General features: G+C 42.9%; 21 protein-coding genes, 1 tRNA gene and 1 pseudogene. 3 read left to right on the top strand and 20 right to left on the bottom strand.

What is annotated here, in order from left to right:
• Window positions 1-56: 56 nt before the first annotated feature.
• From LXO72_RS01140 to LXO72_RS01125, 4 genes and pseudogenes are all read right to left on the bottom strand, one after another.
• Window positions 57-1,793, bottom strand: a complete 1,737-nt coding sequence (locus LXO72_RS01140; protein ID WP_154857645.1) for an ABC transporter ATP-binding protein — start codon at window positions 1,791-1,793, stop codon at window positions 57-59.
• Between the two features lies 1 nt (window position 1,794).
• On the bottom strand, window positions 1,795-3,519 hold the full coding sequence (locus tag LXO72_RS01135; RefSeq protein ID WP_233331288.1) for an ABC transporter ATP-binding protein: 1,725 nt from the start codon (window positions 3,517-3,519) through the stop codon (window positions 1,795-1,797).
• Window positions 3,520-3,922: 403 nt separating this feature from the next.
• Window positions 3,923-3,995: transfer RNA gene (locus LXO72_RS01130), tRNA-Thr, on the bottom strand.
• Window positions 3,996-4,045: 50 nt separating this feature from the next.
• Window positions 4,046-4,600: pseudogene (locus LXO72_RS01125) on the bottom strand (GNAT family N-acetyltransferase).
• Window positions 4,601-4,815: 215 nt separating this feature from the next.
• On the opposite strand from LXO72_RS01125, the gene ald reads away from it, so the two are divergent.
• Window positions 4,816-5,928: an alanine dehydrogenase gene (ald, locus tag LXO72_RS01120; RefSeq protein WP_154857642.1), complete on the top strand. Its 1,113-nt coding sequence runs from the start codon at window positions 4,816-4,818 to the stop codon at window positions 5,926-5,928.
• Window positions 5,929-6,241: 313 nt separating this feature from the next.
• Here ald and LXO72_RS01115 read toward each other — a convergent pair whose 3' ends face one another.
• From LXO72_RS01115 to rplK, 7 genes are all read right to left on the bottom strand, one after another.
• Window positions 6,242-7,240: a PhoH family protein gene (locus tag LXO72_RS01115; RefSeq protein ID WP_233331287.1), complete on the bottom strand. Its 999-nt coding sequence runs from the start codon at window positions 7,238-7,240 to the stop codon at window positions 6,242-6,244.
• A gap of 90 nt (window positions 7,241-7,330) precedes the next feature.
• Complete coding sequence (locus tag LXO72_RS01110) at window positions 7,331-7,546, bottom strand: YozE family protein (protein ID WP_048717450.1); 216 nt, start codon at window positions 7,544-7,546, stop codon at window positions 7,331-7,333.
• 10 nt (window positions 7,547-7,556) lie between these two features.
• Window positions 7,557-8,411: an RNA-binding virulence regulatory protein CvfB gene (gene cvfB, locus LXO72_RS01105; protein WP_233331286.1), complete on the bottom strand. Its 855-nt coding sequence runs from the start codon at window positions 8,409-8,411 to the stop codon at window positions 7,557-7,559.
• Between the two features lie 106 nt (window positions 8,412-8,517).
• Complete coding sequence (gene frr / locus LXO72_RS01100) at window positions 8,518-9,075, bottom strand: ribosome recycling factor (RefSeq protein ID WP_006595853.1); 558 nt, start codon at window positions 9,073-9,075, stop codon at window positions 8,518-8,520.
• An 18-nt stretch (window positions 9,076-9,093) separates the two neighbouring features.
• Window positions 9,094-9,825, bottom strand: a complete 732-nt coding sequence (pyrH, locus tag LXO72_RS01095; RefSeq protein WP_233331285.1) for a UMP kinase — start codon at window positions 9,823-9,825, stop codon at window positions 9,094-9,096.
• A 181-nt stretch (window positions 9,826-10,006) separates the two neighbouring features.
• A complete protein-coding gene (gene rplA / locus LXO72_RS01090) occupies window positions 10,007-10,696 on the bottom strand; it encodes a 50S ribosomal protein L1 (protein WP_006595851.1) in 690 nt (229 codons plus the stop codon).
• Window positions 10,697-10,793: 97 nt separating this feature from the next.
• On the bottom strand, window positions 10,794-11,219 hold the full coding sequence (gene rplK, locus LXO72_RS01085; RefSeq protein ID WP_006595850.1) for a 50S ribosomal protein L11: 426 nt from the start codon (window positions 11,217-11,219) through the stop codon (window positions 10,794-10,796).
• A 160-nt stretch (window positions 11,220-11,379) separates the two neighbouring features.
• Here rplK and LXO72_RS01080 point away from each other — a divergent pair, with 160 nt between their 5' ends.
• A complete protein-coding gene (locus LXO72_RS01080) occupies window positions 11,380-11,724 on the top strand; it encodes a DUF3397 family protein (protein WP_006595849.1) in 345 nt (114 codons plus the stop codon).
• A 60-nt stretch (window positions 11,725-11,784) separates the two neighbouring features.
• On the opposite strand, the gene LXO72_RS01075 is transcribed toward LXO72_RS01080, so the two are convergent.
• The 7 genes from LXO72_RS01075 to LXO72_RS01045 form a co-directional block, all read right to left on the bottom strand.
• Window positions 11,785-14,130, bottom strand: a complete 2,346-nt coding sequence (locus LXO72_RS01075; RefSeq protein WP_233331284.1) for an HAD-IC family P-type ATPase — start codon at window positions 14,128-14,130, stop codon at window positions 11,785-11,787.
• An 84-nt stretch (window positions 14,131-14,214) separates the two neighbouring features.
• Entirely contained in the window at window positions 14,215-14,601 is a 387-nt protein-coding gene (gene gloA2 / locus LXO72_RS01070; RefSeq protein WP_233331283.1) for an SMU1112c/YaeR family gloxylase I-like metalloprotein, read from the bottom strand.
• Window positions 14,602-14,702: 101 nt separating this feature from the next.
• Window positions 14,703-17,057 (bottom strand): DNA translocase FtsK, encoded by a 2,355-nt coding sequence (locus LXO72_RS01065; protein ID WP_233331282.1) that lies wholly within the window; start codon window positions 17,055-17,057, stop codon window positions 14,703-14,705.
• 102 nt (window positions 17,058-17,159) lie between these two features.
• Window positions 17,160-17,702 carry a hypothetical protein gene (locus LXO72_RS01060; RefSeq protein WP_233331281.1) on the bottom strand — a complete coding sequence of 181 codons (543 nt, stop codon included), beginning with the start codon at window positions 17,700-17,702 and terminating at the stop codon, window positions 17,160-17,162.
• Window positions 17,703-17,780: 78 nt separating this feature from the next.
• A complete protein-coding gene (locus LXO72_RS01055; RefSeq protein WP_233331280.1) occupies window positions 17,781-18,545 on the bottom strand; it encodes a hypothetical protein in 765 nt (254 codons plus the stop codon).
• 48 nt (window positions 18,546-18,593) lie between these two features.
• Window positions 18,594-19,493, bottom strand: coding sequence for a hypothetical protein (locus LXO72_RS01050; RefSeq protein ID WP_233331279.1), 900 nt, complete (start codon window positions 19,491-19,493; stop codon window positions 18,594-18,596).
• Window positions 19,494-19,653: 160 nt separating this feature from the next.
• A complete protein-coding gene (locus LXO72_RS01045; protein WP_154857622.1) occupies window positions 19,654-20,694 on the bottom strand; it encodes a hypothetical protein in 1,041 nt (346 codons plus the stop codon).
• A 228-nt stretch (window positions 20,695-20,922) separates the two neighbouring features.
• Between LXO72_RS01045 and LXO72_RS01040 the strand changes: the two genes are divergently transcribed.
• On the top strand, window positions 20,923-21,747 hold the full coding sequence (locus LXO72_RS01040; protein WP_154857620.1) for a peptidylprolyl isomerase: 825 nt from the start codon (window positions 20,923-20,925) through the stop codon (window positions 21,745-21,747).
• A 33-nt stretch (window positions 21,748-21,780) separates the two neighbouring features.
• On the opposite strand, the gene LXO72_RS01035 is transcribed toward LXO72_RS01040, so the two are convergent.
• A complete protein-coding gene (locus tag LXO72_RS01035; protein ID WP_154857618.1) occupies window positions 21,781-23,322 on the bottom strand; it encodes an ABC-F family ATP-binding cassette domain-containing protein in 1,542 nt (513 codons plus the stop codon).
• A gap of 84 nt (window positions 23,323-23,406) precedes the next feature.
• Window positions 23,407-23,760 (bottom strand): arsenate reductase family protein, encoded by a 354-nt coding sequence (locus tag LXO72_RS01030; RefSeq protein WP_048789566.1) that lies wholly within the window; start codon window positions 23,758-23,760, stop codon window positions 23,407-23,409.
• Between the last annotated feature and the right edge of the window lie 4 nt (window positions 23,761-23,764).

The following is a 23,764-nucleotide window of genomic DNA, read 5'->3' as shown; positions in this document are numbered from 1 at the left end:
AAAAATAGCGTATATACTAGAATACACGCTACTTTTACTATTTGAAGAATGCCCTTTTATTCAACCGTCTGTTGGATAGCTTGCATCTGGGCATAGATGCCACCATGGGCAATCAAGTCTGCATGTTGCCCACGTTCGACAATGCGCCCTTCTGATAGAAGCAAGATCTGATCTGCATCTTGAATGGTCGATAAGCGGTGGGCAATAATAAAGGTGGTCCGGCCTTTCTGTAAGACTGCCATAGCCTTCTGAATGATCTCCTCTGTCTCCGTATCAATGTGAGAGGTTGCTTCGTCCAGAATCAGAATTTTCGGGTTCATGTAGAGGGTCCGAGCGAAAGAAATCAGTTGACGCTCTCCACTTGAGAAGGCAGATCCCTTTTCAACCACTGGATGGTCGATTCCCTTTTCTAATCTCTGGATCATAGGTAGGGCACCGACCTGTTTTAGAGCATCCAAGACGCGATCACGGTCGATATCTGTTTGACTCATGGCCACATTGCTAGCAATGGTCCCTGAGAACAGATAAGGATCCTGTAAGACAATTCCCATATGGGAGCGAAGACTCTCTCTAGAGAAATGGCGAATATTCTGGCCGTCGATCCGGATTTCCCCCTCCTGCGGATCATAGAAACGATAGAGCAAGTTCATAATGGAGGATTTACCCGAACCGGTATGGCCAACCAAGGCAAGAGTTTGACCCGGATGAGCTTGGATGGAAATATCCTTCAGAACTGGCTTGCCTTCTTCATAGGCAAAAGTGACATGATTAAACTCCACAGTTGCCCTATCTATTTGGATTTCTTCTGTTGCATCTGCCTCTACCTTTTCATCTAAGAAAGTCAAGACCCGTTGCCCTGTTTCAAGAGAGCGCCGGATATCCGGTAGACGACGGATCAAATTGGCCATCAGATCAAAGAGTTGAATGACATAATTGAGATTGATAAACAAGAAACCTGCAGTCATCCCCAAATCTCCCCCAAGATAGGATAGGCCTGCAATGGTTAAAATTCCTGCAATGACGATGTATTTCAAGAATTCTGTCAGGGTCCAAGAGGCAATGGAGTCTGCTAGGATCAAACGATCATTAGCCACAGTCATCTTCTCAGTCGTCTGATCAAACTCCTCAATTACGCGCTCTTCTTGTCCGTAAAGTTGGATCATACTGGCTCCATGAAGCAGTTCATTTACCTGGGTATTGATTTCACTTCTGGAATCAAAGAAGTCCTTCATGGGCTTGTCCGTCATGCGCTTATACAAGGCCTGAATCCCGTAAAAGATAGGGAAAATCAAGCATAAGAGGAGACCCATCATGGGATTGATAGTAAAGAGAACTCCCATGATAAAGAAGAAACGCATCAAATGAATCACCAAATACATGCAGGAATTGTAAAATTGAGTCCGTAAGGTCTCTGTATCATTAACAATTCGTGTAGCAATTTTCCCTGCTGGCTTGTCATCAAAGTAGGAAATCGGTAGTTGTTGCATCACGAGGAAGGCTTGATCGCGTAGCTGTGCAGTTACCTTATTGCCTCCATGGATCAAAACCCGATTGCCTATATAACTGAAAATCTGACCCACTGCCAAAACAATTAGATAGAGGACACCCATAGGATAGAGTGCTCCTAACTCTCCTCCCTGACTCAAGGCTGTCAAGGGACCATCAATCATTTTTTGTAGAATAAATGGCGATAGATCTGACAAAATCGTTGCCAGCAAAAGACAGATGAAACCTAGCCCAAAAATACCAGGAAAAAGGGATAGTTTTTGTAACAGTCGTTTTAAAATACCCATCTTATTCTCCTTCCTGTCTTTGTTGCCGTTGGTATTGTTCATAATACCAACCTTCTTGAGCCAGTAAATCACTAGCTGTTCCTTCTTCTACAATCCGTCCTTGATCTAACACAAGGATCCAATCTGCCTGATGGACAGCTGAGAGACGGTGGGAGACTATCAAGGTTGTCTTTCCTTGTCGCTCTCTTTGAATGGTCTCAATAATGGCCTGTTCCGTCTTGGCATCCACTGCGGATAAAGAATCATCCAAGAGGAGCAACTGGGCATCACGTAAAAAGGCACGTGCCAGAGAAATCCGCTGCTTCTGCCCTCCCGATACGGATACTCCCTTTTCTCCGATCAAAGTATCCAGGCCATCCGACATCCGTTCCAAATCATCTGCAAAGGCTGCCTGAGCGATAGCATCCATGATTTCCTCTTGACTAGCCCCCTTCTTACCAAGGGAAATGTTTTCTAAAATAGACTTCGAAAATAGGATGTGTTCCTGAGAGACATAACCGATTTTTTCCTCAATAGAGCGTCTCACATAGCGTGTAACGGACTTCCCATTAATGGTAAATGTCCCTTGCCCAAGTGGGTATTGTCGTAAAAATTGACGGACCAAGCTTGTCTTTCCTGCTCCTGTTCGACCCACAATCCCAATGGTTTGCCCTTTATTGAACAGCAAAGAAATCTGCGAAAGACTCTCCTTCTCCGCCATCGGATAGGTAAAGGAATAATTTTCGAAAACTACCTCATTCAGTTCCTCTAACCAATCGTCCCCATCTCTTTCCAAGTCATCATCCTCTTCGACCAATTCTGACAACTTTTTGTGGGAGGTCTTAGCTGTTTGATAGACAAGGATGAAATCTGCTAGCATCCACATCGGCTCAATCAAGGCCACTAGATACAATTCTAGACCTAGCAGTTGACCCAAGCTAATCTGTCCAGTTTTCAAGAAATGGCCCCCACAGACCAAAAGAAGGACGGTTGAAACCCCGACAAAGAAGAGGGCAAAAGGACCAAAGGCATTTTGAATAGAGGCGATCTTATCACCCGTCTTGGCCAAACTTTCTGTCCGCCCTTGAAATTGTCGCACCTGATGCTCCTTGCGACTATAGGCCCGCATTACCCGAATCCCTTCGATAGATTCTAGGACCTCATCATTCAAGTGAGCAACGGCATCACGGTTTTCATCTACATAGACCTCTTCCTTTTTCCCAAGGAGATAGGTTGATAAAACCAGAAAACTCATAGGAATAAAGGAAATCAAACTCAACTGCCAGGAAATCAAGAACATAGCTGGAATAATAAAGAGGAACAAACCTCCCCCATAAAGGACAATGAGCATTCCATAGCCGACCATCCCCATCATCCCATCCACATCTGTGGTAAATCGAGTCAGGAGATCCCCTGAGCGAAACTTTTCATAAAATGGCCGTCTCATGGCTACGAGCTTACGAAAAGCTTGCCCCTGTAGCCTGGCCTTGTAATGGACCGAAGCTTGAAACAACTTCAGATGCCAGTAGTAAGCGGAAATGTAATTTAAAAAAGTAGCTCCCAACAAGAGAGCAATATCTCTCGTAAAACTTGCCTGAGTCAAGGTCTGCTTGCTCAGCTGGTCGACTAGTCGTTGAATGACCTGTGTCGGTATTAAAATTGTATAATCATAAATCACTAGGACCACAGCAATGCTGAGATACAGCCACTTATGCTCCCAGATGTACTTCCATAAAGCTCCTATCATCTTCTCCCCTTTCATTTTGGCACAGAAAAAACCCAAGTAGGAGCTGAGTACGTGCTCAGTCCACACTTGGGCCTTCTGATGCCTGTCACCAATTCAGTTAAGGCAGGCAAAAATGCATACAAAAAACCCAAGACAGACTCCTCCATCTTGGGTTTCATTCAATTTTTACATAGAACTCAACTGAGATTGGAGAAGCTGTGTATTCAATTGTGTCATCAAAACATCTACTTTGTTCATGATGGTTTTCTCCTTTCTCTTTGTTGTTCTAACTTTACCACGGATTTCTGTGCTTGTCAACGTTTTTTTGAAAATTGTTGAAAAAAGATCCATAAATAGGCACTCAATTAGAAATTAAAGCACAAAAAAGAAGCCTAGATCCTCTCTAAGCTTCTCTCTTCTGCTATGCTAGTTGCCGGGATTGAACCGGCGACCTCATCCTTACCATGGATGCGCTCTACCGACTGAGCTAAACCAGCAGTACCTATCTACTATATCATGGAGATAGGTCTTTTGTCAATATCCTGACTCATTTTTCTGCCAAATATTCTTCCTTTGTGAGGACATAATGGACTCTCGTCACCATTCGCCCTTCTTCATGCAGGTCTAGCATCGCGTAGGGCTCCTCGTGAGAAAATTTCATCCCTGATTTGGCCATCACCCGGCCAGAAGCTGGGTTGTCCTTATCATGAACGGCAAGGAGCTTGTTCATCCCTAACTGTTCAAAAGCCAAGGCAATGATTGCCTTTGTAGCTTCTGTCGCAAGACCTTGGTTCCAATAGTCTTTATTCAGAACATAGTCGATACTCCCCTTCTTCAGACAAAGATCCAAATCCAGTAAATCAATCGTCCCGATAAATTTTCAATTTTCTTTGAGCTCGATCCCCCATCTGCCAAGTGGGCTCGCTAGGTAAAATAGGGCAATATTATTACGCGTCTCTCCTAGACTCTGATTGGTTGGAAAGGTATAGCGCGTAACTGTTTCATCAGAAGCATACTCAAACATAGCCGGTGCGTCTTCAAGAGTGACCGGACGCAAGTGCAAACGCTCTGTCTCCACTTCACGATAAGCCGCTAACTTCACATATAAATTTTACATTTGACACTCCTTCTTTAGGGATTAGTTTAGCAAATAACATAAAGGAAGGCAAGCTCAAATTTTTCTTGCTTTTTAACCCACTTTTCTATACAATAAAATCAATCAAAACAATCGGATAAGGAGTGAAAAGGTCATTGAGTCAAGAGAGCAATCTCACACCAATGGCCTTTTCACACCAAAATCTGAGCAAGGAGGCAAGAATGCTCATTGGAATTCCTAAAGAAATTAAAAACAACGAAAATCGGGTCGGTTTGACTCCTGCAGGCGTACAAAGCTTGGTGAAGAAAGGTCATCACGTTTTGGTAGAAACAAATGCCGGACTTGGTTCTGGCTTTGGCGATGAAGATTACGCCAAACAAGGAGCGACTATTGTAGCGACTGCTGCAGAAGCTTGGTCAGCTGAATTGGTGGTCAAGGTCAAAGAACCCCTCGCTGAAGAATACGACTTCCTTCGTGAGGACCTCTTGCTCTTCACCTACTTGCACATGGCTGCTGCACCAGAATTAGCGGACGCTATGGTCTCAGCTAAAACAACAGGGGTGGCCTACGAAACCGTTCGTGACTTAGATGGACAGTTGCCACTCTTGGTGCCAATGAGTGAGGTTGCTGGACGGATGGCCGTGCAAATCGGTGCTCACTTCCTGACCAAACAAGAAGGTGGATCTGGTGTCCTCCTAGGTGGGGTACCTGGTGTTCCTAAAGGGAAAGTCACCATCATAGGTGGTGGGGTCGTTGGAACCCATGCTGCTAGGATCGCTCTTGGACTCGGTGCCCAGGTTACCATCTTAGATATCAGTGCCAAACGTTTGTCTGTTCTAGAAGATGTCTTTGGTCACCAAATCCAAACCCTTATGTCCAATCCATTTAATATCGAAGCCAGTGTACGTGATGCCGATGTTGTCATCGGGGCTGTCTTGATCCCTGGAGCTAAAGCTCCTAAATTAGTGACAGACGATATGGTCAAACAAATGCGTCCCGGTTCTGTCATCGTGGACGTAGCTGTGGACCAAGGTGGGGTTATTGAAACAGCAGACCGTGTGACAACGCATACGGAGCCAGTTTACGAAAAACATGGCGTGCTCCACTATGCCGTTGCCAATATCCCAGGGGCTGTCGCTCGCACTTCTACCATCGCCCTCACCAACGTGACCCTACCTTATGTAGAAGCTTTGGCTGACAAAGGTTTCCATAAGGCCATCGCCCTTGATGAAGGCTTGCGCCAAGGGGTCACTACTTACCAAGGCCATATCACAAGCCAACCAGTTGCAGAAGGGCTAGAACGCAACTTCACACCAATTGATGAATTGGTTTAAACTATCATATATTTAAAGAATTATCATCGAAAAAAAATAAGCAACTTACTTTTTCATATGAACTAATTAAAAAAATTTTGGAAAAAACAAGTTGTTTTGATTTTTTTAAATCATTTTCAGAGACTTTCCGCCGTGAGAAAAGTGCCTGAAACAATTTAGTTTCAAGCACTCGGAATAATTGAGACCTTAGGCTCAATTATTAGTCATGGAACTTCGAAGAAGTTCGCTGACGTCCGTTCTCACCTAAGGAAAGGCTAGAAGATGATTTTATCGTCAATTTAAGGCAAAGATCATAAGATCTTTGCCTCTTCTTTTATTCTGCTTCTTCTTCCACATCCGGTTCTTCTTTGAGGACTGGATTCGGGATGGGCTCATAGGCCCGGATAATTTCAGCAACTACCGGATGGCGAACGACATCCTTAGCAGAGAAATGCACAAAGTCAATCTGAGAAATGTTCTTCAATTTCTCCTGAGCATCAATCAAGCCGGATTTGACATTTCGCGGAAGGTCAATCTGGCTGGTATCTCCATTGACAATCATCTTAGAGTTAAAACCAAGACGGGTCAAAAACATCTTCATCTGCATGATAGTTGTATTTTGCGCTTCATCGAGAATGACGAAAGCATCGTCCAAGGTCCGCCCCCGCATATAAGCCAAGGGAGCAATCTCAATAATTTCTCGTTCCATCATCCGAGTAGTCTGGTCTTTCCCTAAAATTTGATAAAGAGCATCATAGACTGGTCGTAGATAAGGGTCTACTTTTTCCTTGAGATCTCCTGGAAGGAAACCAAGGCTCTCTCCTGCTTCTACAGCTGGACGGGTCAAAATGATCCGCTTGACTTGACCACGCTTGAGGGCAGTCACAGCCAAGGTCACCGCTAGGAAGGTTTTCCCTGTCCCGGCTGGTCCAATCCCAAAGGTCACATCATGGTGCTTGACACTATCGACATAAATCTTTTGCCCCAATGTTTTGACCCGAATGGGCTTGCCGTAGCTATCCTTGATGATTTCTTCTTCATACAAGGCGACGAACTTATCCAACTCATCATTGCGGACCATTTGAATAGCTGTTACGACATCGGGCGTCCCGATGGTCATACCACGATTCACCAAGATCAGCAAAGCCTCAATAACTTGTCTAGCTTTCTCGCAATCTTCTTCTTGACCAATGACCTGGACAATTTCTGTTCGAGCATGGATGATCACATCCAACTCTTGCTCCATCAAACGCAAATGACGCTCATTGGATCCAAACAGATGGAAGAGATCATCTGGATGACTTAATTGAATATCAATTGAATGTTCTTTCAAATAAAGAACCTCTCTATTTCTGTAAGTTTTCTCTATTATAACAAAGTGACCGAGAATTGACCATCCCCGGCTCACCACTATCTTCTGTTACTAATGACTGAGGTATTCTTCCCAGATTGCATCAAAATCTCCTAGATTAAAGGAGAAACTGGCATGCTCTTCCAGAAAGCGGCTGACCTCATCAAAATCATCTGTATGTTTTGGAAAGGCAGACTCATGAAAAGCTAGATCAGCCAGCAAGGCTTTCGGAGCATTGCTTTTGGGATTGCGCTCTGTCATCAGCCAAGTGTAAAATGATTTTCTCATAGGCCTCCTCTTAGATTAGTTCCGTTCCAAACTGGTCTTGCTTGATTTTTTTCGCTTTCATCAAGCCACCCAGAGCCTTTTTGAACTGCCCCTTGGAAATGCCAAAGGTTGCCTTAATTTCTTCTGGGGAGGACTTATCATTCAAGGTCATAAAGCCTCCGTTGTTTTCTAAATATGCCAAAATCATCTGTGCATCGTTTTCCAGCATTTCAAACGAGCGTGGCTTCAAGGATAAATTCAAGGTCCGATCCACCTCTCGGAAACCAATAACCCGGGCATCTAGGACTTGTCCCAAACGAGGTTCTGCATAGCGCTCACTTGGATGGATAAAGCCTAACATATTGTTCTCAGGTAAGTAAACAAAGGTCCCTGAAAGTTTTAAGCGATAGACGATAGCCGGCCAGTTCTGATTCTGCATATTGTTGTAGGCTGGACGAGCAATCCGTTGGAAGTCTTCTTGGTAGGCCAAGACACCCCAAATCCGGTCTTTTTTATCGACTTCCAGGCGAACAAAAAGTTTATCACCTTTTTTAGGCCATAGTTCCTTGATCTCTGGCAAAATATCCAGAGAGACGACAATCTCCTTGTCAGGTAGACCCGTATCGACAAAAACACCCAGGTCCTTACGAACTTCTGTCACTGTCCCCCAACCAAATTGGTCCTGACGAGCTGTGACTTCAAGTGTGGTCAGGCGCAAACGTTGCTTCATATCCGTATAGGCAAAGCCCTTGACAGACTCTCCAAGAGCATGCTCTCCTTCAGACTTGTTCAAGGCATAGGTTTGCCCATCCTTTTGGACAAAGTAAAAACGGTCATTCTCATCCGTAACAAGGCCCACGATATCATGTGCGAGATTGGTATTCATTTCTTCCTTCTTTCTGGCTAATGATGATCAATAGCCCCTTAATGGAAATAAAACCCAGCCAGCAGTGCCAACTGAGTTCATTTCCTCTGTAAACTGCTGGAAATGATTAGACTTCAAGCAATTCTTTTTCTTTGTGAGCTGTCATTTCATCGATATGTTTCACAGCATCATCCGTTACTTTTTGGATTTCTTTTTCAAGACCCTTCAATTCATCTTCAGTGATTTCTTTTGCTTTTTCTTGCTTCTTCGCTTCATCCATCGCATCACGGCGGATGTTACGGATCGCTACCTTAGCATTTTCACCAACTTTTTTCACTTCTTTGGCCAAGTCACGACGAGTTTCTTCTGTCAAAGCTGGGATGACCAAGCGAATGACCGAACCATCGTTAGCCGGAGTAATACCAAGGTCAGAAGCATTCAAAGCGTGCTCAATATCTTTCAATGAAGACTTGTCAAAAGGCGTGATCAACATCACACGGGCTTCTGGAATCGTGATAGATGCGATTTGATTCAATGGAGTATCAACTCCGTAATATTGAACATAGATACGGTCCAAAAGACTTGCGTTTGCACGACCTGCCCGGATACTTCCAAATTCACGTCCCAAACTTTGGTGAGACTGAGACATTCTTTCTTTAGCTTTTTCTACGATTGGGTTTGCCATTTTATTCCTCTAACTTCCTTATTTTTCTACATTATTAGAAACGGTAGTACCGATATTTTCTCCAAAGACAACGCGTTTGATGTTACCTGGCTCATTCATGTTGAAAACGACTAAGTCAATATCATTGTCCATTGAGATGGTCGATGCTGTCGAATCCATGATACGAAGGCCTTTATTGATGACATCACGGTGAGTTAATTCTTCAAACTTCACAGCTGTCTTGTCTTTCTTTGGATCAGCATTATAAACGCCGTCAACACCATTCTTAGCCATCAAGATTGCGTCTGCTTCAATTTCAGCGGCACGAAGAGCAGCCGTTGTATCTGTTGAGAAGTATGGGGAACCAATACCTGCCCCAAAGATGACGATGCGCTCTTTTTCTAAGTGACGAAGGGCACGGCCACGAATATATGGCTCAGCGACTTGTTGCATGGAAATAGCTGTTTGAACGCGCGTATCCACTCCAACTTGTTGAAGGGAATCTGCCATCACCAAGGCATTCATAACTGTTCCAAGCATTCCAGTGTAATCTGCTTGAACGCGATCCATACCTGCTTCTGCCGCGGGTTCTCCACGCCAGAGATTTCCTCCACCGATAACGAGAGCAATTTCAATTCCAAGGTCATGAACTTCTCTGATTTCAAGGGCCATCTTTTGAACCGTTTTGATATCAATTCCGACACCCCGTTCACCGGCTAACGCTTCACCTGATAACTTAATTAAAATACGTTTATACTTAGGTTCTACCATTTTGTCACTCCTTTTATGATCTGTATTATTTTACCACAAAAAGCGTTTTTTATATAGTGAAATCCATCAAAAAATTTTTATCCTTCCAACTTTTATCTCCTGCTAAAACTTCTATAACTATTTTGTTAAAAAATACACTAAACAAACAAAAAAGCTACCCGAAAGTAGCTTTACATTCTAATTAAAGTGAGTTAACATCCACTTTGATACCAGGACCTTGAGTTGTAGTCAAAGTCAAGCTAGTTACGTAAGTACCTTTAGCTGTAGCTGGTTTTGCTTTTTGGATAACATCGTTGAAAGCTTTGAAGTTTTCAACCAATTTATCAGCGTCAAATGACACTTTACCGATAATCGCTTGAACGATACCTGCACGGTCTGCACGGTAAGTGATTTTACCACCTTTAGACTCTTCAACTGCTTTAGCAACATCCATTGTTACAGTACCAGTTTTAGGGTTTGGCATCAAGTTACGTGGTCCAAGGACACGTCCAAGACGTCCAACAAGAGCCATCATGTCAGGTGTAGCGATAACAACGTCGAAGTCCAACCAACCATCGTTGATTTTCGCAACAAGGTCATCTTCACCTACGAAGTCTGCACCAGCAGCTTTTGCTTCTTCAGCTTTTGCACCACGTGCAAATACAAGAACGCGAGCAGTTTTACCAGTTCCGTTTGGCAATACCATTGCACCACGGATTTGTTGGTCAGCTTTTTTCACGTCGATGTTCAAGTTGTAAGCAACTTCTACAGTTGCATCAAATTTTGCAAAGTTAGTTTCTTTTGCAAGAGCTACAGCTTCTTCTACGCTGTATGCTTTTGTGCTGTCGATTTTTTCAAGTGCAGCACGAAGTTGTTTGCTTTTTTTAGCCATTTTATCTTTCTCCTTGTAATGTGGTCATATCGATTTTCATCTCCCACGTCACTCGTCTCATGATCAAGTGTATTGCGGGCAAATAGGATTGTTACAATTAGTCAGTAACAGTGAATCCCATAGAACGAGCAGTACCTTCGATCATACGCATTGCAGACTCAATGTTTGCAGCGTTCAAATCTGGCATCTTAGTTTCAGCAATTTCTTGTACTTGTGCACGAGTAACTGTTGCAACTTTCGTTTTGTTAGGTGTACCTGATCCTTTTTCAACACCTGCAGCTTTTTTCAAAAGAACAGCAGCTGGTGGTGTTTTTGTAACGAAATCAAATGATTTATCTTCATAAACAGTGATCACAACTGGGATAATCATTCCAGCTTGGTCAGCTGTACGAGCGTTAAACTCTTTAGTGAATCCCATGATGTTGATACCTGCTTGACCAAGTGCTGGTCCAACCGGTGGAGCTGGAGTAGCTTTACCAGCAGGGATTTGCAATTTTACAAGTTTTTCGACTTTTTTAGCCATTTCTTAAATCCTCCTTTGTGGTTTTGGCGGTAATTACAGATTTTTACCTCCCACAAGTATGCTCTGCGCATACCTTTCTATTATACACTATTTTCTTCCGAATGCAAGAAAAAATTTCATTTCCATCACACTTTTTTTACTTTTGTGATAAAATGGAGGTATGTTAATAAAAGTTGCTTCCCTTGTATTTATTTTTTTGACCCTGATTCTCAGTGGGATTATTATTCGAGTCTTTAAACTGCGTCGATATGGCTGGAATTTTGCCGATCTGGCTTTTCCTCTGTTCGCGCTTGAATACTATTTGATTTCAGATGCGGCTTACTATCATAATTTGTTGCCGCAATTATTATTGGCCTTGTCCCTCTTAGCTATCGGCTTGACTATCTATTTCTTGAAAAAGAGACGTAGCTTTTACTATCCGAAATTTTTTAAGTACTTTTGGCGCGCAGGCTTTCTCATTACCTTCTTCCTTTACCTCATTATGACGATTAGCCTCTTTATCTGATTTTAATAATAAAATAACGGTATTAACTAGATCCAAGATGGTTTAGCTAATACCGTTTTTCTATTTGTTTCTGGACTTATGCAGATGGGTCACCAAGGTATAGACAAGACGATTCATCAACCATAAGACTCCTTCCATGACCAGTCCTAGGACAAGGGTCAAGATCCAGCCAGTCAGATGAAGACGGCTGAGATTAAAAATGGAAGAAAATACAAAGACCGACAGACAAAATCCTGCTACATTTAGAAGGATAATGCCCAATTTCACATGATTGAAGGGAAGGCTGAGTTGGTATACTTTTGTAAATCCAATCAAAGCCAACAGGTAAATCGAGATGGTCGAAATATCTCCCTGACTTAATCCAAGGAAAGGACCCAGAACCACAAGAAAAAGGACCGATATGAGATTGGTCAAGGCGGCTGGAAGAGCCTGCTCTATCACGGTTTCAATAAAGTCTCCTTCTATCCGGGATCGATTCTTCTCCAGGGCTAGTAAGAAACCGGGGATTCCGATGGTAAATCCACTGATCAAGGACATCTGAGAAGCCTGAATGGGATAAGTGAAAGCAAAGAGAATGGCCAAAATAGCCAATAATATTGAAAAAATATTCTTGACCAAAAAGAGACTCGCCGAACGCTGAATATTGTTGACAACTCGGCGACCTTCATCCACAATCGACGGCATGTGAGAGAAGTCCGAATCTAAAAGCACAACCTGGGCCACCTTTTTGGTCGCATCGTGGCCCGTATTCATGGCAATACTACAATCTGCCTTTTTCATAGCGAGAATGTCATTGACCCCATCTCCTGTCATTCCAACCTTATGACCATCCGCCTGCAAGCTCTCTACGAGGATTTGTTTTTGCTCTGGACTAACTCGTCCAAACACTGTGTAGGTCCGTGCTGCATCTACTACCTCCTCATATGTCTTGAGTTGACTGGCATCGACCACTTGATCTGCATCAGGAATACCTGCTTTCTGAGCAACGGCAGCAACTGTCACAGGATGATCCCCTGAGATAACCTTGATGGTCACCCCTTGTTTTTGGAAATAGGCGAAAGTTTCAGGGGCAGTCGATCGTACAGGATTCTCCAAGATCAAGGCTAGAAGGGGAAGGACTGGAGCTTCTAATACTTCCGTCAACTGCTCACCCTGGTAATGCCCCAAAATAAGGACACGCGCCCCTCGTTCAATCTCTCGCTGCCAGACTTCTTGGTAAGCATCGAGATCATCTCGAAGCAAAACATCCGGTGCCCCTAATAGGTAAATACCTTGTTGGAACTGAAGGCCCCCAAATTTCTTCTTGGATGAAAAAGGAAGACGGTCTTTAACGGTCCATGCTTGGGTGGGTTGGACTGAGTGATACTGCCGAATGGCCGTGATGGTATCATTCTGATCCTCACTTGCTTGGAGATAGTGACTTAATATTTCTTTGCCTTCTTTTTCATCTAGTGCCAAGGGGAGCAGTTCACTCACCTGCATCCTGTGTTCGGTAATGGTTCCCGTCTTGTCTAGACAAAGGACGTCGATACGAGATAGGGTTTCAATCCCCTTCATACTGTTGAGTAGGACCTTTTGAAGGGCTAAACGGGTTGCTCCAAGCACCAAGGCCAGGGTCATTAAGAGGTAGAGCCCTTCTGGGATCATCCCAATGATGGCACCGACCATAGAGGTGATGCTAACTTTGAGGGAGTCTTGATTTCCTAGATAGCTCTGCAAGAACAAGAGCAAGCCAATCGGGATGAGAATCATTCCGATCATTCGGACGAGACCATCCACAGCATGAACCATTTCGGATTCTTCGTGTCCCTTGACTTTCTTAGCAGATAGACTCAGCTGATTAATATAAGACGCATCTCCTACTTGTTCCAAGACGGCAACTGCTTGACCTGAGATAACAAAACTTCCTGACATGAGTTTCTGATTCTCACCTTTAGGGATTTCATCTGCTTCACCTGTTAATTGAGACTCATCAACCATGATCGAGCCATCCAGAACCTTGGCATCCGCATAGATCTGATCCCCTGCTTGGAACAAGACCACATCCCCCTCTACCACCTGGTCGACAGGAAGATCCAGCCGTTCTCCTTCACGAATCACTCGAGCTTTCTCCACTTGAAGGAGGCGCATCTTATTCAAAATCCGCCGAGACCGCAATTCTTGAACAATCCCAATCAAGGAGTTAACGACCACAATGGGAACAAATAACATATTGTTCCAAGACCGTACTAGTATCAATAAGATAGCTAGAATACCAAAAACCAGGTTAAAATAGGTAAAGACATTTGAATAAATAATCTCTCTGGTCGACTTTTCAGCCGTGATGGTTACTCGATTTTGTTTGCCTTCTCTAATTCTGCTTTGGACTTGCTCATTCGTTAGCCCGCTATATCGCTTCTCTTCCATATTTTCTTCTTTCTTTTTTCTGTATCTAGTTTAGCAAAAAGAATGTCTTCTGGCTTGGGACTAGAGACCGAAGATTGTGTAGACCTATTCGTGAAGTTCAAGAGGCAAGCCATCTGGATCAAAGAAGAAGGCCATTTTGCGCCCATCAAAATCATCTACCCGTAGCTCTGTATGAGGAATTCCCAATTGGTCAAACTCTGCTAGACAGGCTTGAACATCTTCCACTTTAAAAGCCAGATGACGGAGACCGGTATGCTCTGGATGAGGGAGAAAGGGTCTTTTTGGGGCAGCTGGTTTGATAAATATTTCCAAGGTCAGATTTCCCTTTCGAATATTAAAGAGAATATCCTGCTTTTCTGGTCGATGGTGTTCGTCTAAAGGTTCAAAGCCTAACTTTTCCACATAAAATTCTCTGGTTTTATCATAATCGTGGCCAATAATGGCAATGTGGTGAATGGTATCGAGATGCATCTGCTGTCCTTTTCTTTTTTATCGTAAACAAAACCTGCCCCTTGTACAGGCAGGTTTTTGCTATTGTCAAATATCTCATTCCCTCTTCATTCAAAGAAAGATTAATTGGTCTGCAAGACCTTTCTTGGCTTGGTTCCTTCAGCTGGTCCGATGACACCCGCTGCTTCCAAGTCTTCCATGAGGCGAGTGGCCCGGTTAAAGCCAACCGATAAGCGACGCTGAATCATCGAAGCACTGGCTTTTTGAGTTTCAATCACGAGCGCCTTTGCCTCTTCAAAAAGAGGATCGCCTTCGTCTGAGCCACCCATACCTCCATCAAAGTCAGACTCAGATACTTCACCTGGATCGAAGGCATCATCATAATCCGCTTCAGCTTGCTCTTTGACGAAGTTGACAATCCGCTCCACATCGTCATCTGAGATAAAGGAGCCCTGTAGACGAATCGGATGATTTTCATCAATCGGTTTAAAGAGCATGTCTCCGCGGCCGAGCAATTTCTCCGCTCCATTTTCATCCAAGATGGTCCGTGAGTCGGTCCCAGATGATACCGCAAAAGCGACACGGGAAGGCACATTGGCCTTGATCAAACCTGAGATAACGTCAACCGATGGCCGTTGAGTCGCCAAGATCATGTGGATCCCCGCCGCACGCGCCTTCTGTCCGAGGCGAATAATGGCATCTTCCACTTCTTTACTTGCGACCATCATCAAGTCTGCCAGCTCATCGACAATGACCACGATCAATGGAAGGGGCACTTGCTTCATCTCAGACTGGGCATTGTACTCAGCCACCTTGGCATTAAAGCCAGCAATATTGCGAGCGCCTACTTTCGAGAAGAGCTCGTAGCGATTTTCCATCTCATCAACGACCTTCTGCAGGGCCCGACTGGCCTTGCGTGGGTTGGTCACTACTGGAATCAAGAGGTGAGGAATATCATTGTAGACAGAAAGCTCCACCATCTTTGGATCGACCATCATAAACTTGACTTCGTCTGGACGAGCCTTCATCAAGATACTCGAAATAATCCCATTGACCGCTACTGACTTACCAGATCCAGTAGACCCCGCTACCAAGAGGTGGGGCATCCGAGCCAAATCAAATGTCCGAGCTGAACCATCTACGGCCTTCCCAAGAGGAATCTCAAGGAGTTTAGCTGGGTCTGTTTTGGACTGCTCCCACAATTCACGGAAGGAGACCGTCGCAATCTCTGAGTTGGGCACTTCAATCCCGACCAGAGACTTCCCTGGAATCGGCGCTTCAATCCGCACATCCTTGGCAGCTAGAGCCAAGGCCAAATCATCTGCTAGGTTGGAGATGCGGTTGACCCGCACACCGACAGCTGGCTTCACTTCATACTTGGTAACAGAGGGACCGATTTCCGCCCGCTCCACTGTTGCCTTGATGTTAAAACTTGCAAAGGTCTCTTCCAAGATGCGGATATTCTGACGAACGATATTTTTCTCTTTGGATTGATTTTTGGGCTTGTCAGGTGCGAAGAGATCAATGGTTGGAAGTTTGTATTGAAGGAGTTCCTTAGGCGTGAAGTCTACAGTGACTTCTTCATCCATATCCTCCTCTTCTGCGACTTCCTCCATCTCCTCTGGGTAGTCCTCCGACCATTCTTCCGAATAGCCTTCCTCTTCATTTGGTAGATAAATTTGAGGATAGGCCTCCTCTGCAGGCGCTTCTGTTTCGATCACAGGTTCCATGACCTCACCTGTCTCAAGATCTACAGGATAGCCTTCTGTACTCATGGGACTAGCTTCTGCAAGTTGCTCGATGCGGGCAGCCTCCTCTGCTTCTGCTTGAAGGGCCTTCTTCTCTTCACGCTCGACAAAGCGCTCTTGGCGACGAATTTCTCGTTTTTCCATAAAGGAGTGAAAAGCTGCGACAGCCTGCTCATACAAGTCATAAACCGAATAAGAACTCATCAAGAGAAGTCCTAATACGATCAAGAGTCCTCCAATGAAATAAGTCCCGATGTTCGAGAGCAAGAAGGCAATCGGCGTGTACAAGATAGCACCCAGTAAACCACCTCCTGCAAAAGAAGAGACGCGAAGGTGTACGAGGTCCCCTAAGATACGTGAGAAGGTTGGCCCCAAAGAAGATCCTTCAAGTTTCAAGAGGGAGACAAAGTAAGCTTGATAGATCAGTAGCAAGCCTGCAAAAAGACTTAAAAAGCCAGACAAGGTTCCCTCATGCTTCTCAATCCATTTGAAAAAGAAGAGGTAGACAATAACAGCCGTCATCGCTACGTAAGCCAGACTACCTACCAAGAGACGGATAAGGTTGTAGGTCACTAAGCCTAAGGCCCCTAATCGTAAAAAGGCGAAAATGAAGACGAGAGTTAAGACAATCGTCATAATCATTCGGCGAATTGCTTTTTTTCTTTCTATTTCTGCTTTAGACAGTCGTCTTGTCGACCGTGTTTTTTTTGATTGATTATTGTTTGCCATAACCTTTATTATACCACATTTCTAGACTAGTTCTCTAGTAAAATCCTTTTCTCTCATGTGCGAAAGCAACAACAAAAAACAGTACCTCACAGGCACTGTTACTTATAGATTTTTCTTTGGGTGGCGGTCGATGATGGCTTGATGCTCTTTCAGCGCTTGCTTACCTTTTTCCGTCAACTGATAGCCCCGAACTGTGAACTCTTGTGCCAACTCTTCTTCGGTAAAGTGATTAGCCAAAGCTAGGTTCAAATCGGCTGCTTTCATTTTGGACAAGCCCGCGACTCCCTTCTTTTTGAGAATGGCTTTTTTCATGGTCGCATTGATATGGTCCAGCGAATCAAAAGCGGATTCGATAACAGCATACCCCTTATCTACCAAAGCCCTCAAATGTTCCGGAGCATGAATCCCATAAGTGTATTCGAAATACTTAGGAAACCAAGTCTCCGTCGTAAACGTTCCAAAATGGATTCGCCACAAGAGAATGATATCTCCTGCAAGCAAGCCATCTTGAAGCAACTCCATGTTTCTCTTCGAAACGGGCTTCGGATTCAACAACCAAGCTTCCAAGTCTCTCTCAGGCGAAATATAAGGTTTCACCTCGTGATCTGCATAAAATTTTTCTAGTATATCTGAAATAGTTGTCATCTGTTTCTCCATTTTAATCCTATCTCTCTTGAACTGTTTATACCTTCATTTGGAAAAATTCTGTTTTGATTGGAGGATTTATAGATAATTCCCCTCATCCTTCAAGTATTGTTGCGCCTTTTGAACGATATAGAGCGACTCATCTTCTGAAACCAACTTGCGAAAGAGCTCTTCCGCTCTAGACTTATCGCCTTTAAGAGTAGCATTTAAGGCCTGGTAGTAGATCATTTCTAACTGTTGGTACTTGAAGTCATTGCTTAAGTCTTCAAAATAATCATTGCTTTGGTGGGCAATGGTTAAATCATAAAGAGCGAGACAGACCTTTTTAGTTTTCTCAGCTAGTGTAGGATCTGTAATGGTCAATTCATTTAATCGAGCCTCCAGCTCTTCCTTAGACAATTCAGGATCTGTCAGGACAATTGATCGCATAAGATAACTCTCAAAAAAGTTCTTATATTTCTGTGGTAGTTCCTTCTGACTGAGTGCTTCCCTAGCTTCTTTTATGACGGTATCGAAATCTCCCATCATAAAAGAATAGGCAACCGATGTCAGCTTCATATCTATCTGTAAAATGGGCTTTTTCACATTCTTGTTCAACTGAAGGTATTGCTGCCAAGAGTCTAAATCTAAGTCTACATGCAGCAAGGTGTTGCACTTGTTGGTATAACGCTTCTTGAGCAATTGGATAAATAGAAATAATCCAACAAGAACCAATAAGACGCCAGCCGTCTGAAGAAGAGTATCTCTAATCACTAACCCAATGCAAAAAATCAGAAGCATTGCCAAAAGGCCAGCAGATCTAGTATAGAGTCTATAGTTTTTGCGCATTTGGCAATAATTCATACAAATCACTCTTTTCTATTCCTGTTTTCAATGCGGCTAGATTCAATCCTATAATTCGCCGCCTTTTCCATTGTAGTATTGTCTAAACTCTTCATAAGAATGGATTTCATGCTCCTGTCCATCTTTTGAGTAGTAAGCATCTATCTTTACTCCCGAGATTCGATTTTGACCGGTAGGAGCAAACCAGTGAAGTAGTTGGTCAAAATATTCCGCATTAGACATAGAGTCTTGACGTGGGTATAAGATGTAACCTTCCTTTGAAAGCTTTTCTTTCAATTCAGGATGTTCTTTAAAAATATTTAGATTTACGCTACTTTTGTCTCTATACCCATTAAGCTCTATTCTTGACCCAATACGATACCCTGTATTTTTCACTACCAAACCACCTAAATTAGTATAGGAAGTAAGAATTGCGTCAATAGTTGTCACTTCTGTATCTATATTTTCGGTTTCAATAAATTTATGATGGTCTAAATCAAAAAATAATTCATGTGATTTTTCTGAATCCTTTGACTCATAATAGCGCAACCATACAAGACTTTGACCTTTATTATTTATCACATCGAAATTTTTCGAGTAAGCTTTTGGAAATTTTTTTCGGATATTTTTTATGAAATCAACTTTAGTTTCTACCATATCACTACTTATATCATAGTATCGAAATCCAGTGTACTCTTTCTGTATTTTGTTTTGATCTTGTCTTTCATTATAATTAAAACTAACTAAATAACGATTCCCTACAAAATAGAAATCTTTAGCTAGAATATATTCGTTATGATTGCCCCAGTATGAAACATTCTTAATATTCCCTGACTCTACATATTTTGAAGCAGGTTCAGTTTTCTTGTGCTGATTCGATTTAGGATGAACCAATACGAATACACACCCGAAAATAAGTAACAAACTTAATAGAATCCCTGCCATTTTACTATTTAAGCATTTTTTCATTCTTTTCCTCTACAAAACCAATCGTTTCTTTCATAAACTAAACAACTTATCTTCCATCATACCCGATTTCATCCCTATACGCAACTTCCTTCTTAATTAGTGTTTTAGACCAAAAAGAAATCACCCTTAGAGGGTGACAAATGCTAAAGAATTAAGGAAACTATTTCTTTTCCAAAATTTTTAAATAATGTGTTTTCTTGAATTGACCACATAAAGTTAATACAACAAAGAGATACCACATCAAAAAACTTATAAACAATAACAGAAAGCTTCCGAAGGTGAGATATAAGATGGATAATCCTAAGGTGATGAGCCCAAAGACAAGAATTAGCAAATAGGTTTTCAAGCCATTCGACTTCTGTACTTTAAAATAATGCTCAGGCATTTCATAAGGAATGACATTCACTGTATACTTCTGCCTTCTGTGTTGCAATTGCCATATAGCGATGACAAGCATCAATCCAAACGATAGCACTAGTGGGATGAACCCATGAAAGGATACTCGATCTGTTAACAGATAAATGCCATAAAAAAGTACCGTGCTCGGAGTAAAGATAATGGGAAATGGAACACTTTTTCCGACATAGAGCTTATTCTCTTTAGGATGATAAAATACTGTTTTTTCTAGATCACCTTGATCTGCACCGAATTCGACCAAATCGCGTAAAGGGAACTGTTGTCGCTCCTTCGATGCTAACACAATCTGTTCAAAGTCCACTTCCGTAGACTCCTGCTCAAGAGCTTTATTTGCTTCTACTAATGCTTGAAAATGCTCTTGATAATACTTCAGTAATTCTTTATTTTTTCGTTTGGTACCAAGGAATTTAAGTGTAACTAAACGATCAGAAGTCCCATTTCCTATGATCTTTCCTTCCACATAAATTGGATAATTGGTGATTCCTCGAGACGAGTCCTTTTCTCCTAACCGGACGACAATAGTTAATGGATCTAGGCGATAGTGCTTAAAATTACGATCTACCACTATTTCCGATTTCCTAATCTCTATTCTTCCCATTGATGAAAAAGCAATCCATCCAACTGTCACTAGAAGAGACAAAGTAGCTAATAAGACTTTTAGGTTTTCAAAAAAATTATCTTCAATCAGTAAATGGATGATGGCGATGAACATCGACACTACCAAAAAGATCAAAAAATACAGTGAACTTCTAGAGTAAATGTAGAATTTACGTGGTTGTTTCATTTATGATAATTTCCTTTTTGTATAGTCAATTGCACAGCTGTATGTTGTTTCCTCGTGTATACTATCCCATACAGATAATGTTAGATAGATTTTAAAAGTTCACCTCTCATCATACCTTATTTTTTATAGGCCCGCAAGCTGAATATCACCTCATTCCTAGGATAGATTTGAATCAAATGGAAAATTAAGGTACAATAGAGGGTAGACTAATGTGTTGAAAGGATTAATATGAAAAAATTAATTGCCCTACTTGTATTTTCCGGTTTAGCTTTGGCAGGATGTGGCTCTCATCAATCAGATACAAAGACATCCTCTAGCTCGGCTTCAGAAACTAAGCAATCAACTACTTCCAGCGTAGATGCTAGTGAACAAAAGAAAATAGATCAGCTTCGTAAGGATATCCAAGATGCGATGACCAATGAAAATGCGGTCTTTCCTCAGCTCTCCAACGAAGTTGCTGAAGATGAAGCTGTCGTGAAAATCACGACCAACAAAGGGGACATTACCGTTAAGCTCTTTCCGAAATACGCACCTTTAGCCGTTGAGAATTTCTTAACTCACGCTAAGGAAGGCTATTATAATGGCCTCCTCTTCCACCGCGTGATTAATAACTTTATGATCCAAACAGGAGATCCTAAAGGAGATGGTACAGGTGGTGAGTCCATTTGGAAAGGAAAAGATACCTCTAAAGATTCTGGAGCAGGCTTTGAAAATGAATACTCCCCTTACCTCTACAATCTTCGTGGTGCTTTAGCCATGGCCAATTCTGGACCAAATACAAATGGTAGCCAATTCTATATTAACCAAAATAAAGAAGACTGGTCCAGCAAGCTTCCAACTGAGCGCTTCCCTGCTAAAATCATCGAAGCCTATAAGAATGGTGGAAACCCTACTCTTGATGGTGGGAACTACACTGTCTTTGGACAAGTCATCGACGGCATGGATGTAGTCGACAAAATTGCCGAAGTTGAAACAGATGACAAAGACAAACCAAAAGAAGATGTCAAAATTGAAAAAATGGAAATCGTAAAAGACTACGATTTCAAGAAATAAGCAAAAGAGAACCTCGCGGTTCTCTTTTTGTGTTTACGTCAATTCATTAAAGTCCCAGATTTGGTCCATCCAGCCTTCATAGAAGTCTGGCTCGTGGCAAACCATGAGGATCGATCCCTTGTATTCTTTAAGGGCTCGTTTCAATTCATCTTTGGCATCCACATCCAAGTGGTTGGTCGGCTCATCTAGTACCAAGACATTGTTTTCACGGTTCATCAAGAGACAGAAACGTACCTTGGCTTGCTCCCCACCAGATAGTACCTGGATTTGACTCTCGATATGCTTGGTGGTCAAACCACAGCGAGCAAGAGCTGCACGGACTTCTGCTTGGTTGAGAGCTGGAAAGGCATTCCAGACTGCCTCTAGCGGTGTCTGACGATTGCCCCCTTCGACCTCTTGCTCAAAATAGCCTAGTTCTAAATAATCTCCACGCTCTACTTCTCCAGCAATCGGTGGGATGATTCCTAGCAAGCTCTTCAAGAGAGTGGTTTTCCCGATCCCGTTAGCTCCGATGATGGCTACCTTTTGATTGCGTTCAAAGGTTAGGTTTAAAGGCTTAGTCAAAGGACGATCATACCCGATTTGAAGGTCCTTGGCTTGGAAAATGAAGCGTCCAGGAGTTCGGGCATTTTTAAATTCAAAGGATGGTTTTGGTTTCTCACTTTGCAACTCAATGAGTTCCATCTTGTCAAGCTTCTTCTGACGAGACATGGCCATATTCCGTGTAGCCACACGCGCCTTATTACGCGCTACGAAATCTTTCAAATCAGCAATCTCTTTTTGCTGGCGTTCATAAGCTGCTTCCAATTGCGATTTCTTCATCTCGTAGACTTCAAGGAATTGGTAGTAGTCTCCGGAATAGCGGGTCAACTGTTGATTTTCCACATGGTAGACGATGTTGATCACATCGTTCAAGAAAGGAATATCGTGGGAAATAAGGACAAAGGCATTTTCATAGTTTTGCAAGTAGCGTTTGAGCCAATCGATGTGCTCCGCATCCAAGTAGTTGGTTGGCTCGTCCAAGAGAAGGATATCTGGTTTTTCAAGGAGCAATTTAGCCAAAAGGACCTTGGTCCGCTGCCCACCTGAAAGGGCCGTCACATCTGTCTCCATGCCAAAGTCCATGACCCCAAGAGCACGCGCCACTTCATCTATCTTGGCATCCAAGGTATAGAAATCCCGACTCTCTAACCGATCCTGGAGCTCTCCGACTTCTTCCATGAGAGCATCCATATCCGCTCCATCTTCAGCCATCTCCATATAGAGGTCATTGATGCGAGCCTCTGCTTTAAAAAGCTCGTCGAAAGCTGTCCGTAAGACATCGCGCACCGTTTGCCCCTCTTTTAGGACAGCATGCTGGTCCAGATAGCCAGTGGTCACATACTTAGACCACTCGACCTTCCCTTCGTCGGGTTGCATCTTGCCGGTCACGATGCTCATGAAGGTGGATTTCCCTTCACCATTGGCTCCAACCAAACCGATATGCTCTCCCTTTAACAAGCGGAAGGACACATCCTCAAAAATAGCCCGGTCTCCAAAGCCGTGGCTTAAATTTTTCACCTCTAAAATACTCATGATTGACTCTCTTTCATTGATTTCACTCGTATGATTATATCATCTTCAAGACAAAATTAAAAGGGAGTCCAACTCCCTTTTCTCTTACAAACCTAAGTCTGCATATGGCTTCCGGTAGCCCACTTGAACAACTTTTCCGTCCTTCACTAAGAGAGGGCGTTTGATCAGCATGCCATCGCTAGCTAAAAGGTCTGCCGCTTCTTCTATCGAAAGCTGATCCACCTTGTCTTTCAAGCCCAATTCCCGATACTTCATCCCACTAGTGTTAAAGAATGATTTGATTGGTAGGGAAGACTCCTTGATCCAGGTTTGCAGTTGCTCACTAGTCGGTGTGTCTACCACGATATCTTGGCTATCAAACTCGCAACCTAAGCTCGTTAACTCCGATTTCGCCTTGCGGCAGGTTGAACATTTTGGGTATTCAATAAATGATAACATTTTT

Source organism: Streptococcus sp. XMC, assembly GCF_021341835.1.
In the GTDB taxonomy this organism is placed as follows: Bacteria; Bacillota; Bacilli; order Lactobacillales; family Streptococcaceae; genus Streptococcus.
This window is presented reverse-complemented; position numbering and strand designations above follow the sequence as displayed.